Below are 13476 nucleotides of genomic sequence, written 5' to 3'. Positions count from 1 at the left end.
AAGTCAAGAAGCGCTCCCAAGTCAAGCGCCGTGGTCAGGAGGGCCGATATTGTTGGGCTTTTCGTCGCCTCATGTGTCGGCCAATGGATGCAGATCGCGCACCAGGCTCTTCAGTCGCTCCTCGACGATATGGGTGTAAATCTGGGTCGTGGAAATGTCGGTATGGCCGAGCAGCGTCTGGACGATCCGCAGATCGGCTCCATTGTGCAGAAGATGGGAAGCGAATGCGTGACGCAAGACGTGGGGACTGATCAGCCGCGGCGCAATGCCCGCGGCCATCGCTAATTCTTTGAGGTCGCGGGCGAAATGCTGCCGCGTCAGATGGCCGCTTTCGCCGGATGAGGGAAACAGCCACTTCGATGCCGCCGATGCCTTCTTCTGCGTGCGCCGCGTCTCGTCAAGGGCGGCGAGATAGTCGGCCATGGCCTGCTTCGACGTTTCGTTGAGCGGGACCAGACGTTCCTTGTTGCCCTTGCCGCGCACCACGATCATACGTGCGTCGCGCCGCGCGGCGGAGAGCGGCAGCGCCACCAGTTCCGAGACGCGAAGCCCCGTCGCGTAAAGAATCTCGAGCAGACAGGAGAGCCGGAGCGCGCGCAGTCGTTGCAGCGGCGATTGTTCGGGCGCAACCGACAGCGCCTTGGCCTGCGTCAGCAGACGATCGACATCGGCGATGGACAGCACCTTCGGCAATGCGCGCCCGCGTTTCGGGCCTGACAGGATTGCAGCCGGGTCATCGCCGCGCACACGTTCGCTGAGAAGAAAGCGAAACAGGTGACGCGTCGACGAGAGCTTGCGCGCCACGCTCGACGATTTGAATCCGCGGGTGTCGAGGTCGGCCAGATAGTCGCGCAGTGTCTGGGTGTCGGCATTCATGAAGGTGGATTTGCGCCGCGCGAGAAATTCGGAGAGGTCTTCGAGATCGCCGCGATAGGCGTCGAGCGTGTTGGCGCCGGCGCCCTGCTCAGCCGCGAGCATATCGAGGAACAGGCCGGTGAGCCGTACGTCGGAGGATTTGTCGGACGGCATGACGTTCCTCCAGCCGCCTACTTCTTGAGAAATCTGTCGGGCGGAACGCTGACCGTCATTTCGCGCGGCTTGGGATTGACGAAATTGGCGAGCGCAAAGATGCCGCCGTAGATCAGCCCGCCGAGCACCGCCACGACAGTCAGGAAGCGAAACAGGCTGGGCATCGCGAATAGCCTCGAAATTAACCTTTGAGATGCGGCGCCAAAGGCGTGTTAACCGCCGGAACACTGCGGTTCGGACCGACTAAACTACCAACATGTTCGCGCCGTTTCGGCAAGAGTCTCTGGCAACGGGATCGGCAGGAGTAGTATAGGTGACACATGAGCTTAGCCGCATTTGCGGCCAACCGGGCCAGAGATGACCGAAACCGCAGCCAGCCATCAGGACGGCATGACCCATGAGGCCGACATCGTCGCGGCTCTGGGCGGCCGCTCGATCGTGCTTGTCGGCATGATGGGGTCGGGCAAGTCAACCATCGGGCGCCGGCTGGGTGCGCGGCTGCATGTGCCGTTTCTCGATGCTGATCATGAAATCGAAATCGCGCATGCGGGCATGACGGTCAGCGAAATCTTCGCGCAGCATGGCGAACCCTATTTCCGCGATGGCGAGGCCCGGGTGATCGCGCGGCTGCTGGAGACCGGCCCCTGCGTGATCGCCACCGGCGGCGGCGCGTTCATGCGCGAGGAGACGCGCAGGCGAATTCATGACAAGGCCGTCTCCATCTGGCTTCAGGCGGACGGCGATATCATTCTCAGGCGCGTCAAGCGCCGCGCCGACCGGCCGCTGCTGCAGACTGCCGATCCGGCTGCGACCATCGCGCGTCTGATCGGTGAGCGCAGCCCGTTCTATCAGCTTGCCGATCTGGCGATCGCGTCGCGCGATGTGCCGCACGAGAAAATCGTCGATGAATGCATCGACGCGCTGGCCGCACACCTGTTGTCGGGCGGCACGGCGTCCTCTTCCTCAAGCGAAACACAATGACCGCTCCCATCAAGACCAATAACCCGGTGACCGTCGGCGTCGCCCTCGGCGACCGCGCCTATGACATTGTCATCGGCCGCGATGTGCTGCCGTCGCTCGGCCATCGCATCGCCGCGCTGCGGCCCGGCGCACGCGCGGCCATCGTGACCGATCGCACCGTCGCCAGACACTGGCTCGGCAAGACCGAAGCGGCGCTCGCGGATGCCGGCATTGCATCGTCACGCATCGTGGTGGGCGAGGGCGAGGCGTCCAAAAGCTACGCAGTGTTGCAGGAGGTTTCCGAAGGGCTGATCGCGGCGAAGATCGAGCGCAACGATCTGGTGATTGCGCTCGGCGGCGGTGTGATCGGCGATCTTGCGGGCTTCGCGGCCTCGATCGTCCGGCGCGGGGTCGATTTCGTGCAGGTGCCGACATCGCTGCTTGCGCAGGTCGATTCATCGGTGGGCGGCAAGACCGGGATCAACTCGCCGCACGGCAAGAATCTCGTCGGCGCATTTCATCAGCCGGTGCTGGTGATCGCCGATACGGCGGTGCTCGATACGCTGTCGCCGCGCCAGTTCCGCGCCGGCTATGCGGAAGTCGCCAAATACGGCGTGCTCGGCGATGCGGCGTTGTTCGACTGGCTGGAGGCTCATCACGGCGAGATATTTTCCGGCGGAGCTGCGCGTGAACAGGCCATCGCCGCCAGTTGCCGCGCCAAGGCCGAGATCGTGGCGCGCGACGAGCGCGAAACCGGCGACCGCGCATTGCTTAATCTCGGGCACACCTTCGGCCACGCGCTGGAAGCGGCGACCGGCTTTTCCGATCGCCTGTTCCACGGCGAAGGGGTTGCTGTCGGCATGGTGCTGGCCGCCGAATTCTCGGCGCGTCTGAACATGATCTCTGCGTCCGATGCCGCGCGCGTGCAGCGTCACCTCGCGTCGGTCGGTCTGCCGACGAAGGTGCAGGACATCGCCGGCTTCCAGCAGGAAGGTCTTGCGGATGCCGACACGCTGATGACGCTGATGGCGCAGGACAAGAAAGTGAAGCGCGGGCGATTGACGTTCATCCTGCTGGAACAGGTCGGCAAGGCAGTGATCGTCAACGACGTCGATCCGTCGATGGTTCGTGCGTTTCTTCAGGAAAAATTGTCGGGGTGAGGTGATGCTGTCTCAACGCGGAATGCCAGGACTTGTCGTCGGCGCACCGCATAAAGACGAGGCAGTCGCGGGACAAACATGAATTCAGCCGCCGTCAATCTGCTCATCGCGGTCCTTCTGCTCGCCGCCAACGCATTCTATGTGGCGGCGGAATTCGCGCTGGTGAAAAGCCGCGGGTTTCGCGTCAAGGCGATGGCCGAGCAGAACCGCTTCGGCGCTCGGCTGCTGATGAAAATGATGGGCAATATCGAGGCCTATCTCGCGTGCTGCCAACTTGGCATCACCATGGCCTCGCTCGGTCTCGGCTGGGTCGGCGAGCCGACCGTTGCGGCGCTGCTCAAGCCGGTGCTCGAGCCGCTGGGAATGCCGGAGTCCGCGCTGCATTTCGCGGCCTTCATCACAGGCTTTCTGGTGTTCTCGTCGCTGCATATCGTGATCGGCGAGCAGGTGCCGAAAACGCTTGCGATCAGGCAGCCCGTGCCGGTCTCGCAATGGATCGCGTATCCGCTCTATGTCTCCTTTCTCGTTCTTTATCCGCTGAACTGGCTGCTCAACGGCGCGTCGCGGGCTATCCTGCGGATGCTCGGCGTCAAGGAATCCTCAACGAGCGAAATTCTCACCGACTCCGAAATCGAAGGGCTTGTGGAAGAGTCGGCCGAGCACGGAAAGATCGAGAGCGGCGAAGCCGAATACATCCAGAACGTGTTCCGGTTCGGCGATCTTGCTGTGTCCGACGTGATGGTCCACCGCACCAAGATGGTCAGCGTCAACGCGGACGGCCCGCCTGACGCGGTCATCAAGGGAATTCTCGAGTCCGAATATACCCGTATCCCGCTCTGGCGCGAGAAACCCGAGAACATCATCGGCGTTTTGCACGCCAAGGATCTGCTGCGCGCCATCCGCGCCAACGACGGCGATCTTTCCAAGATCGATGTCGGTGCGCTCGCCTTGCCGCCGTGGTTCGTGCCCGAGATGCGGCCGCTGTCCGAGCAACTCAAAGCCTTCCGCCGCCGCAAGACGCACTTTGCGCTTGTGGTCGACGAGTATGGCGAGGTCGAAGGCCTGGTGACTCTGGAAGACATTCTGGAAGAGATCGTCGGCGACATCTCCGACGAGCACGATGTGGTGGTCGCCGGTGTCCGGGCCCAGCCGGATGGATCGGTTGTGGTCGAGGGCTCGGTGCCGATCCGCGATCTGAACCGCGCGATGGACTGGCATCTGCCGGACGAGGAAGCGACGACCATCGCCGGTCTCGTCATCCATGAGGCGCGCTCGATCCCGGACCGGGGTCAGAGCTTCACCTTCCACGGTTTCCGTTTCAGGGTGCTGCGGCGTGAGCGCAACCGCATCACGGCGCTGCGGATCGTGCCGCTGCCGCGCGACAGCGGCGCGCCCGAGAAAAAGCCGAAGGCGGGAACGGCGTTTTGAGCGCCACCGACGACGATGTGAGGCGATGAGATAGATAAGAGGAGCGCTCCCTGCAGCGGGTGGCTGACGAGACGCGAACGAAAAAGATCGAGGCAGAGGGTTATCGTGTATTGCGGTTCTGGAATCACGATGTGATCCGGAATCTGGACGGTGTGCTTCATGAGATTCAGGATACGTTGACCCCCACCCCCGCCCCCTCCCCGCAAGGGGGAGGGGAGTGATTGATGGATCGTGCCGCTGCCGCGCGAAAGCGGCGCGCCGGAGAAAAAGCCGAAGGCGGGAACGGCGTTCTAGCGCCACCGACGACGATGTGAGGCGATGAGATAGATGATGTGAGGCGATAAGATAGATGACGGGAGCGCTCCCTGCTCCCCTCCCCCTTGCGGGGAGGGGTCGGGGGTGGGGGCGCAGATCTTTGCGCAGCAGTTAAATTTGCGGCGGCTGATCGGCAACAATCAGTGCATCAGTGTTTGCACGCCTTGGCAGGGGCGGGCCGCGGGGCGTCCTCACCGGGGGCGTAGGTGTGCATCGCCAGCGCGTGAACGGAGCCGGCGAGTTCCGGCGCCAGCAGCGTGTTTATCATGCGATGGCGCTCGATCCGGCTCTTCCCTTCGAACGCCTTCGACACGATATATATCCTGAAATGCGTCTCGCCGCCCGGCCTGTGGCCCGCGTGGCCCTCATGCAGATGGGATTCGTCGGCGACATCGAGGCTTTCGGGCGCGAAAGCTTCGCTCAACTTCTTTGTGATGTGATCTTTTGCGGTCATCATCTGCGCAATATCGTGCGTTATTCGCCAAGGTCAATGACCGTTTCAATTGCGGTTCACCGTCGCGGTGATGTATAATCCGCGACCGTCAAAATTCACGCTTCCAGCAAGGCGTTATCGTAGCAGCCATGGCCATCGACTCATCCAAATTCTTCGACAGCATTCGCATCAAGCCCAACAAGCAGAGCGCGAAGCAGCAGGCTGCTGCGCGCGAGGAAGCTGTGATGTGCGAAGCGCCGGGATGCAAGAACAGGGGTGCACATCGTGCACCGAAGGGCCGCGGAAACGAGAAAGAATACTGGCATTTCTGCCTGAACCACGTCCGCGAATACAATCAGGGCTACAATTTCTTCCAGGGCATGAGCGACGAGGCGGTCGCCACCTACCAGAAGGATGCGCAGACCGGACACCGTCCGACCTGGAAGATGGGTCAGAACGGAGCGAAGGGCAAAGGCAAGTCCGGCGCGGTCAACCTGGACGACGCTGTCGATCCTTTCAGCGTCTTCAGCGAGATGAATGGCCGGAGCCGCTGGCGTTCGAATGCGAAGGCGGAGGAGCCGAAAGTCGAGACGCGAAAGATCTTCAATGCCGAGAAGAAGGCGTTGCTGGTCATGGGTCTCGGTCCCGACGCGACGCTTGAGACGGTGAAGGCCAAATACAAGCTGCTGGTGAAGCAGCATCATCCCGATGCCAACGGCGGCGATCGCTCGACCGAAGACCGCCTGATCGAGATCATCAAGGCCTACAACTATCTCAAGACGGTCGTGCGCGCGTCCTGAGCGCGGGCTGTTCCGGCTTGCCGGGTTCGCGCTGTTTCTTTGAAACGGCCTTCTTTACCCCGATTGCTTTTTTCTTCGACGCAGCCTTGTTCTTCGAAGGCGTCTTGTTTTTCGAAGAGACTTTGCGCGCGTGATAGGTCAGCGCCAGCCCGACGCAGTGGCGAAGCGCGTTTTCCGGAATCCGCGTTGCCACCTTGAACAGGATACTGCGGTTGCCGCCGTACTCCATCTGCGTCGGATAAAATTCCCGGAAGGTCTCAACGAGATCGGTCTGGCAATGGAAATACATCGCGACGCGGCCGTCGGATTTTTCGCGGTCGATACGGATCGTGCTGCCGCTGCCGGTTTCAGTCGTGAGATAGCTGGGCTGGCCCCATTTCAGCGTTTCCTCCAGCGGACCGACACCGTCGATGGTTTCCGCGGTCTCGAAAATGATGGCACGCAGCTTCATCAGTTTAGCCCGGACGTCCTCGGGGTAGGCCGCGAAAACCTTCGCGACATTGCTGTCGTTGAAGGTCCCGCTCCGTCCGGTATTGCGCTTCATGGAATGCTCACTGCTGGCTGGAGCGCTTCTCGGCCGGAGCAGCCGTTTTGCGCCGGCTGTGCCAGTAGTGAACCGCGACCACGATCGTTCCGATCGCGATGATGCCGCCGACCAGCGGGAATCCATAGTGTTCGACTTTGGCGCCCCATCGCTCGGCAACGGAACCGGCGAGAAGGCCCGGCAACACATGCGCCGGCGCCCATAACAGGCAGGCCGCGATGCTTGCGGGATAAAAGCGGCGCGGTGGCATGCCGAGTGCGCCAGCCACGACCGGGACGAGCGCGCGGACCGGCGGCACGAAACGCGCGAAGAACACCGCAAATGTCCCGTAACGGTGAAAGAACTCCTCGCTTTGCGCCATGACCGCCGGGTATTTCGACATCGGCCATGATGTCAGGATCTCGCGCTTGCTGACGTAGCCGATCAAGTAGGCGAGAGCTTCTCCGATCACCGCGCCGGCGATGGCGGAAGCCAGGACCGGTGTGAGGCCAAGGCTGCCGGCGGGGATCAGGGCGCTGAGGGCCAGAATGATGGTCGATCCCGGAACGAGCGTGCCCAGGATAGGAATGGCCTCGAGAAACGCCGCCAGGAAAATCGCGGCATAGGCAAGCTCGGCGTGAAGCGAGACGAAGCCGATCAACTGATTGAGGTAATTCACGGGAGGTCCACTGCCGGCGTCAGACGGTACAATACACCGCAGGAACCGGCGGCGAAGCGGCGAGATCGGCTCTCAAAAACGACAAAACCGGCTCCAGACACCCGGCGCGTATCGTCACAATCGCAGGGCAGACCTACCAAACGCGCAAAAATAGCTTATCTCAATGAAAATACACTGGAACTTTCATTGCATGGTGGGCTTCTGCCGTTTGCATCTGTCTGCTAGGTTGAATCACGCACCCCACCCGCAGCAAGCACGTCTGGTTTCGGGAGCATCCGGGACCACGGAGGATTGATGAGCGCCGCCACGACTCTATCGCAGGAACCCACGAACCTCCCCGACATGAAAGTGTCGGTTCGTCAGGTCTTCGGTATCGACAGCGATCTCGAGGTTCCTGCCTATTCCAACAGCGATCCCCATGTGCCCGACGTCGACTCGGATTACCGTTTCGACCGCGCCACCACGCTCGCGATCCTCGCCGGTTTCTCCAAGAACCGCCGCGTCATGGTCACCGGCTTCCACGGCACCGGCAAGTCGACGCACATCGAGCAGGTCGCGGCCCGCCTCAACTGGCCTTGCGTGCGCGTCAACCTCGACAGCCACATCAGCCGTATCGATCTCGTCGGCAAGGACTCCATCGTCGTCAAGGATGGCAAGCAGGTCACCGAATTCCGTGACGGCATCCTGCCGTGGGCGCTTCAGCACAACGTCGCGCTGGTGTTCGACGAGTACGACGCCGGCCGCCCGGACGTGATGTTCGTGATCCAGCGCGTGCTGGAAGTCTCCGGCCGCCTGACGCTGCTCGACCAGAACAAGGTCATCAAGCCGCATCCGGCGTTCCGCCTGTTCTCGACCGCCAACACCATCGGTCTCGGCGACACCTCGGGCCTCTATCACGGCACCCAGCAGATCAACCAGGGTCAGATGGATCGCTGGTCGATCGTGACCACGCTGAACTATCTGCCGCATGACGAGGAAGTCGAGATCGTGCTCGCCAAGGCGAAGCACTATCGCACCGATGCCGGCCGCGACACCGTCAACAAGATGGTCCGTCTTGCGGACCTCACGCGCAACGCGTTCGCCAACGGCGACCTGTCGACGGTGATGTCGCCGCGCACCGTCATCACCTGGGCCGAGAACGCCGAGATCTTCGGCGACATCGGCTTCGCATTCCGCGTCACCTTCCTGAACAAGTGCGACGAGCTTGAGCGTCCGCTGGTGGCGGAGTTCTATCAGCGCTGCTTTAATGCGGAGCTGCCGGAATCCGCGGTCAATGTGGCGTTGAGCTGACGTCTTCTGCGCGAGTCATCGCGTGCGCTGGTCGAATCCCTCCCCCTTGCGGGGAGGGTCGGCCGAGCGAAGCGGAGGCCGGGGTGGGGGTCGACGCAGTACAGAACTTGTAGCTCCCCCACCCGACGCATCGTTCGCTTCGCTCTCGATGCGCCACCCTCCCCGCAAGGGGGAGGGAGTCAGAAAGCGAAGCGTGAGGTCCACGCCGCAATGAGCACGTCCAATATCAAGTTCAGGACCGGGTCGAAGGAATCTCCGACAGAGCCGTTCAAGCGCGCGGTGACGTCCGCATTGCGGGCCATCGCCAAGCAGCCTGAACTTGAAGTGACGTTTGCCGCCGAACGTCCGGGCCTTTCGCCCGGCAAGGCGCGGTTGCCCGAACCGGCGCGCAAGCTGACCCGCAAGGACGCGGCGATCGTGCGCGGCCATGCCGATTCAATTGCACTGCGCATCGCCTGTCACGATCCGAAGGTTCACCGCAAGCTGGTGCCGGGCAATCCGCAGGCGCGCGGCGTGTTCGATGCCGTCGAGCAGGCCCGCGTCGAGGCCATCGGCGCCAAGCGGATGAGCGGCGTCGCCAAGAACCTCACCGCGATGCTCGACGATCATTTCCATCGCGGCAAATACGACGAGATCACCGACCGCGCCGATGCGCCGCTGGCCGATGCGCTGGCGATGATGGTGCGCGAACGGCTGACCGGCCAGGCGCCGCCGGCGGCCGCGCGCAAGATGGTCGATCTGTGGCGGCCGATCCTCGAAGACAAGATCGGTGCGCGTCTCGACCGATTGAAGGAGTTCACCGAAGATCAAACACGCTTCGGCGATGTGGTTCACGATCTGCTGGACGCGCTTGAGCTTGGCGACGAGAGCAATGCCGATCAGGACGAGGACGACAATCAGGACGAGAACCGCGACGGCGAAAAGGATCAGTCCGGCGCGGACGGCTCACCCGACACCGAGTCGGCGGAGGAGATGAGCGCCGACCAGTCGCAATCCTCCACCGAGGAGATGTCGGAAAACGCCATGGAGAGCGCGCAGGCGTCCGCCAGCGATGCGTTCGACGACAACGAGATGGGCGAGGACGAATCGCCGGGCGAGGCGCATCGCCCGCCCAGCCGCGGCGGCAACGAGCCGCGCGGGCCGGAATATCATGCGTTCGCGCCGAAATTCGACGAGGTCGTGTCGGCGGAAGATCTCTGCGAGCACGACGAACTGGAGCGCCTGCGCAGCTATCTCGACAAGCAGCTCGCGCATTTGCAGCACATCGTGGCGCGGCTGGCCAATCGCCTGCAACGCAAGCTGATGGCGCAGCAGAACCGCGCCTGGGATTTCGATCTCGAGGAAGGCATTCTCGATCCGGCGCGGCTGTCGCGCGTTGTGACAGACCCCTTCCATCCGCTGTCGTTCATGCACGAGAAGGAAGCGACCTTCCGCGACACGGTGGTGACGCTGCTGCTCGATAATTCCGGCTCGATGCGCGGACGCCCGATCACAGTGGCGGCGACGTGCGCCGATATTCTGGCGCGGACGCTGGAGCGCTGCGGCGTCAAGGTCGAGATTCTCGGCTTCACCACGCGGGCGTGGAAGGGCGGTCAGTCGCGCGAGGCATGGCTGGCGGCGGGCAAACCCGCCAATCCGGGCCGCCTCAACGATCTGCGGCACATCATCTACAAGTCGGCGGACGCGCCATGGCGGCGCGCGCGCAAGAACCTCGGCCTGATGATGCGCGAGGGCCTGCTCAAGGAAAACATCGACGGCGAGGCGCTCGACTGGGCGCACAAGCGCCTGCTCGGGCGTTCCGAGCAGCGCAAGATCCTGATGATGATTTCGGACGGTGCGCCGGTTGACGACTCGACGCTGTCGGTCAATCCGGGCAACTATCTCGAGCGGCATCTGCGTCACATCATCGAAGAGATCGAGACCCGCTCGCCGGTCGAACTGATCGCGATCGGTATCGGCCACGACGTGACGCGCTACTATCGCCGCGCCGTCACCATCGTGGATGCGGAAGAACTCGGCGGCGCCATCACCGAGAAGCTGGCCGAGCTTTTCACCGAGACTCATACTGAGGCTCCGACGCCGCGCCGCCGCAGACTGCATTCCTGAGATCATGGCCATCGACATCAGCCGCCGGTCGTTTCTGCGGAACGCCATGGCGGCGCTTCCGGCCGGCATGTTGGGCGCAGGCGCAGAGTTCGCGCACGCGCAAACCTCATCCGTCGAGGTCAACGCCCGCAGGATCGAGTCGTTCGATCCACGCGATGCCTCTCACATCCGCTATGGTTCGCTGGAATTCCGCAGCGGCCTGGTGCTGACGTCATCGTTTCGCGGCTTCGGCGGCCTGTCGGGATTGCGGCTGGATAAAAAGGGCGAACAGTTCATCGCCCTGAGCGACAAGGGGAACTGGTTCACCGGCCGGATCGCCTATCGCGGCAAGGTCATGACTGGACTTGCCGATGTGAAGTCCGCGCCGATGCTGGACAGCGACGGCGAGAAGATTACAGCGCGCGGCTGGTTCGACAGCGAGTCCCTCGCTCTCGATGGGTCGACCGTCTATGTGGGTCTCGAGCGGGTCAATCAGATCCTGCGGTTCGATTTCAGCAAGGGCGGGATCAGGTCGCGCGGCGAGATCGTGCCGGTGCTGCCCGAAATCGGCAAGTTGCCCTTCAACAAGGGGCTGGAAACGCTGGTGTTCGTTCCCAAGGGGCAGCCGCTCGCCGGCACGCTGATCGCGATTTCGGAGCGCGGGCTCGATGCGTCGGGAAACATCCAGGGCTTTCTGCTCGGCGGCCCGTCGCCGGGGTTGTTCTCCGTCAGGCTGACGAAAAATTTCGATATCAGCGATGCCACCCTGCTGCCGTCCGGTGATCTTTTGCTGCTCGAACGGAAATTTTCGATACTCGAAGGTGTCGGCATCCGGATTCGCAGGGTGCCGCTCGCCTCCGTCGTTCCCGGTGCGGTGATCGATGGGCCGACAATTTTTGAGGTCGATCTCGGCTACGAGATCGACAACATGGAAGGCATCGACACCCATGTCACGGCGGAGGGCGATACGGTCGTGACCATGGTGTCCGACGATAATTTCTCGATGATCCAGCGCACGCTGTTGCTGCAGTTCACGCTCATTGAGGAGTGATTATCGTCCACCGCTCGCGTTTTCTTCGTCATTGCGAGCGAAGCGAAGCAATCCACTCTTTGAAACAGAAGGAAATGGGGCTTCGTCGCTACGCTCCTCGCAATGACGGTGTCTGCTTCGCACGAAAACAAAAAAGGCCGGGTCGAAACCCGGCCTTTTTGAAATCCTAAATTGCGGATCGAAGGATCAGCTCGCAGCGGCGAGCTTCTTCTTTTCGATCTGGCGCTTCAGCTCGACCGCCTTCGGCGACAGGTCGCCGGAGTTGGCCTTGAGCAGGAACGCGTCGAGACCGCCGTTGTGGTCGACCGACTTCAGCGCATTGGTCGAGACGCGCAGGCGCACGTTGCGGCCCAGCGTCTCCGAGATCAGGGTGACGTTGCACAGGTTCGGCAGGAACCGGCGCTTGGTCTTGTGGTTCGAGTGGCTGACCTTGTGGCCAACCTGAGGGCCCTTGGCCGTCAATTCGCAGCGCCGAGACATCGTGTAATCCTTTGGCGAAACCTAGTGTCGCCCCGGACCGCCCAAAGGGGTCACGTGGGGGTTTAAACCGTCCATTTCAGGAACGGCGGAGCTATAAGGGGCTGGCGGCCCAGCGTCAAGGTTGAGAGGCGATTTCAGCGGCTTTTCTGTGCGCCAGGGGCCAGGCCGCGGCGGCTGGAAATGACGATTTTCCCCGTCAAACCAGTGATTTCCTAACATATAATCGACGTAATCCGTGACCAGACAGATATCTGAGGCTATCGATACGACTTTCGCGGCCTATTCGGGAACAAGTCCCGCAGACGCTGCGCCCGGTGGCTCCGGTCAATCGCTGGTCAGCAGGATTTCGTCGGCAATGCCCCGGTTCCCAAAGCTTTCTTGGATGCTCTCCCGGACCGCCCAAACCCAGCTTTGTCTGGGTATTGTGGCCGTAGCGGGCCTGTTGGCGATGTGTGCCTGCCCGGCCAGCGCCCAGGGCCGTCTGGACGCCAAGTATGAAGCAACGCTCGCGGGCCTTCCGATCGGCAAGGGCGCCTGGGTCGTCGATGTGTCCGAGGATCAGTATTCGGCAGCCGTCAGCGGCGCCACCACCGGATTGATGAAATCCATCGGCGGCGGCAATGGCACCGGCACCTCGCAGGGACGCATCACCGCGGGCCAGTTCGCGCCGCTGAGCTATATTTCGACGGTCAATTACGGAAAGAAGGCGGAAGTCATCCGCATCACGCTGGGCGGCGGCAATATCAAGGATTCATCCATCGAGCCGAAGCCCGACGAGAATCCGGATCGGATTCCGGTCACCGAGGCGCATCGCCGCAACGTTCTTGATCCGATGACGGGTGCGCTGCTGAAGGTTGCGGGCACCGGTGATCCGGTCGGTCCCGAGGCCTGCCGCAAGACGCTGTCGGTATTCGACGGCAGGATGCGCTACGATTTGCGCCTTGAATACAAGCGCATGGAAAATGTGAAGGCTGAAAAGGGCTATCACGGCCCGGTTGTGGTCTGTGCGGTCTACTTCACGCCGATCGCGGGCTACGTCCCGGATCGCGCCTCGATCAAGTACGTGGCCGCCCAGCGCAACATGGAAATATGGTTTGCGCCCATCGCCGGAACGCGGGTGCTGGCGCCTTTCAGAATTACAATTCCGACCCCGCTCGGCACCGGCATGATCGAGGCGACGGAGTTCATCTCGGTGCAGAAGACGGCCAAGACGAACTGACAAACCCGGCTGGCATTGACCGCC

At 62.3% G+C, this 13476-nt stretch carries 15 protein-coding genes; 9 read left to right on the top strand and 6 right to left on the bottom strand.

What is annotated here, in order from left to right; genetic code table 11:
* Positions 1–69: 69 nt before the first annotated feature.
* Positions 70–1029: a site-specific tyrosine recombinase XerD gene (xerD, locus tag HMPREF9695_RS18545; protein WP_006022432.1), complete on the bottom strand. Its 960-nt coding sequence runs from the start codon at positions 1027–1029 to the stop codon at positions 70–72.
* A gap of 17 nt (positions 1030–1046) precedes the next feature.
* On the bottom strand, positions 1047–1193 hold the full coding sequence (locus HMPREF9695_RS18540) for a hypothetical protein (protein WP_006022431.1): 147 nt from the start codon (positions 1191–1193) through the stop codon (positions 1047–1049).
* A gap of 193 nt (positions 1194–1386) precedes the next feature.
* Between HMPREF9695_RS18540 and HMPREF9695_RS18535 the strand changes: the two genes are divergently transcribed.
* From HMPREF9695_RS18535 to HMPREF9695_RS25905, 4 genes are all read left to right on the top strand, one after another.
* Complete coding sequence (locus tag HMPREF9695_RS18535; RefSeq protein ID WP_006022430.1) at positions 1387–2010, top strand: shikimate kinase; 624 nt, start codon at positions 1387–1389, stop codon at positions 2008–2010.
* Entirely contained in the window at positions 2007–3149 is a 1143-nt protein-coding gene (gene aroB, locus HMPREF9695_RS18530; protein WP_006022429.1) for a 3-dehydroquinate synthase, read from the top strand. Before HMPREF9695_RS18535 ends, aroB begins: the two co-directional genes overlap by 4 nt.
* Before the next feature lie 78 nt (positions 3150–3227).
* The gene (locus HMPREF9695_RS18525) at positions 3228–4577 is read left to right on the top strand and encodes an HlyC/CorC family transporter (RefSeq protein WP_006022428.1); all 1350 of its coding nucleotides are present in this window, start codon (positions 3228–3230) and stop codon (positions 4575–4577) included.
* A 59-nt stretch (positions 4578–4636) separates the two neighbouring features.
* Positions 4637–4798, top strand: coding sequence for a DUF559 domain-containing protein (locus tag HMPREF9695_RS25905; RefSeq protein ID WP_245258785.1), 162 nt, complete (start codon positions 4637–4639; stop codon positions 4796–4798).
* Between the two features lie 242 nt (positions 4799–5040).
* On the opposite strand, the gene HMPREF9695_RS18520 is transcribed toward HMPREF9695_RS25905, so the two are convergent.
* Positions 5041–5346 (bottom strand): BolA family protein, encoded by a 306-nt coding sequence (locus HMPREF9695_RS18520; protein ID WP_041712890.1) that lies wholly within the window; start codon positions 5344–5346, stop codon positions 5041–5043.
* 128 nt (positions 5347–5474) lie between these two features.
* Here HMPREF9695_RS18520 and HMPREF9695_RS18515 point away from each other — a divergent pair, with 128 nt between their 5' ends.
* Positions 5475–6125, top strand: a complete 651-nt coding sequence (locus tag HMPREF9695_RS18515; RefSeq protein ID WP_006022425.1) for a J domain-containing protein — start codon at positions 5475–5477, stop codon at positions 6123–6125.
* Here HMPREF9695_RS18515 and HMPREF9695_RS18510 read toward each other — a convergent pair.
* Together HMPREF9695_RS18510 and HMPREF9695_RS18505 are read right to left on the bottom strand one after the other, a co-directional pair.
* The gene (locus HMPREF9695_RS18510) at positions 6100–6669 is read right to left on the bottom strand and encodes a DUF1801 domain-containing protein (RefSeq protein WP_006022424.1); all 570 of its coding nucleotides are present in this window, start codon (positions 6667–6669) and stop codon (positions 6100–6102) included. The two genes, HMPREF9695_RS18515 and HMPREF9695_RS18510, sit on opposite strands and share 26 nt — an antisense overlap.
* A gap of 7 nt (positions 6670–6676) precedes the next feature.
* Positions 6677–7327, bottom strand: a complete 651-nt coding sequence (locus tag HMPREF9695_RS18505) for a DedA family protein (RefSeq protein WP_006022423.1) — start codon at positions 7325–7327, stop codon at positions 6677–6679.
* A gap of 294 nt (positions 7328–7621) precedes the next feature.
* Here HMPREF9695_RS18505 and cobS point away from each other — a divergent pair, with 294 nt between their 5' ends.
* From cobS to HMPREF9695_RS18490, 3 genes are all read left to right on the top strand, one after another.
* Positions 7622–8617 (top strand): cobaltochelatase subunit CobS, encoded by a 996-nt coding sequence (gene cobS, locus HMPREF9695_RS18500; RefSeq protein ID WP_006022422.1) that lies wholly within the window; start codon positions 7622–7624, stop codon positions 8615–8617.
* A 210-nt stretch (positions 8618–8827) separates the two neighbouring features.
* Positions 8828–10723: a cobaltochelatase subunit CobT gene (gene cobT, locus HMPREF9695_RS18495; protein ID WP_006022421.1), complete on the top strand. Its 1896-nt coding sequence runs from the start codon at positions 8828–8830 to the stop codon at positions 10721–10723.
* A 4-nt stretch (positions 10724–10727) separates the two neighbouring features.
* Entirely contained in the window at positions 10728–11753 is a 1026-nt protein-coding gene (locus HMPREF9695_RS18490; protein ID WP_041712681.1) for an esterase-like activity of phytase family protein, read from the top strand.
* Positions 11754–11939: 186 nt separating this feature from the next.
* On the opposite strand, the gene rpmB is transcribed toward HMPREF9695_RS18490, so the two are convergent.
* Entirely contained in the window at positions 11940–12233 is a 294-nt protein-coding gene (rpmB, locus tag HMPREF9695_RS18485; protein WP_006022419.1) for a 50S ribosomal protein L28, read from the bottom strand.
* A gap of 382 nt (positions 12234–12615) precedes the next feature.
* On the opposite strand from rpmB, the gene HMPREF9695_RS18480 reads away from it, so the two are divergent.
* Positions 12616–13452, top strand: a complete 837-nt coding sequence (locus HMPREF9695_RS18480; RefSeq protein ID WP_083875201.1) for a DUF3108 domain-containing protein — start codon at positions 12616–12618, stop codon at positions 13450–13452.
* The last annotated feature ends 24 nt before the right edge of the window (positions 13453–13476 follow it).

The organism is Afipia broomeae ATCC 49717 (assembly GCF_000314675.2).
Lineage (GTDB): Bacteria > Pseudomonadota > Alphaproteobacteria > Rhizobiales > Xanthobacteraceae > Afipia > Afipia broomeae.
This window is presented reverse-complemented; position numbering and strand designations above follow the sequence as displayed.

What these genes read in the sequence shown, in the direction of transcription:
- cobT (WP_006022421.1), top strand. Translation starts at nt 8,828, where the DNA reads ATGAGCACGTCCAATATCAAGTTCAGGACCGGGTCGAAGGAATCTCCG.
- aroB (WP_006022429.1), top strand. Translation starts at nt 2,007, where the DNA reads ATGACCGCTCCCATCAAGACCAATAACCCGGTGACCGTCGGCGTCGCC.
- cobS (WP_006022422.1), top strand. Translation starts at nt 7,622, where the DNA reads ATGAGCGCCGCCACGACTCTATCGCAGGAACCCACGAACCTCCCCGAC.
- HMPREF9695_RS18525 (WP_006022428.1), top strand. Translation starts at nt 3,228, where the DNA reads ATGAATTCAGCCGCCGTCAATCTGCTCATCGCGGTCCTTCTGCTCGCC.
- rpmB (WP_006022419.1), bottom strand. Translation starts at nt 12,233, where the DNA reads ATGTCTCGGCGCTGCGAATTGACGGCCAAGGGCCCTCAGGTTGGCCAC.
- HMPREF9695_RS18490 (WP_041712681.1), top strand. Translation starts at nt 10,728, where the DNA reads ATGGCCATCGACATCAGCCGCCGGTCGTTTCTGCGGAACGCCATGGCG.
- HMPREF9695_RS18515 (WP_006022425.1), top strand. Translation starts at nt 5,475, where the DNA reads ATGGCCATCGACTCATCCAAATTCTTCGACAGCATTCGCATCAAGCCC.
- HMPREF9695_RS18535 (WP_006022430.1), top strand. Translation starts at nt 1,387, where the DNA reads ATGACCGAAACCGCAGCCAGCCATCAGGACGGCATGACCCATGAGGCC.
- HMPREF9695_RS18480 (WP_083875201.1), top strand. Translation starts at nt 12,616, where the DNA reads ATGCTCTCCCGGACCGCCCAAACCCAGCTTTGTCTGGGTATTGTGGCC.
- xerD (WP_006022432.1), bottom strand. Translation starts at nt 1,029, where the DNA reads ATGCCGTCCGACAAATCCTCCGACGTACGGCTCACCGGCCTGTTCCTC.
- HMPREF9695_RS18540 (WP_006022431.1), bottom strand. Translation starts at nt 1,193, where the DNA reads ATGCCCAGCCTGTTTCGCTTCCTGACTGTCGTGGCGGTGCTCGGCGGG.
- HMPREF9695_RS18510 (WP_006022424.1), bottom strand. Translation starts at nt 6,669, where the DNA reads ATGAAGCGCAATACCGGACGGAGCGGGACCTTCAACGACAGCAATGTC.
- HMPREF9695_RS18520 (WP_041712890.1), bottom strand. Translation starts at nt 5,346, where the DNA reads ATGACCGCAAAAGATCACATCACAAAGAAGTTGAGCGAAGCTTTCGCG.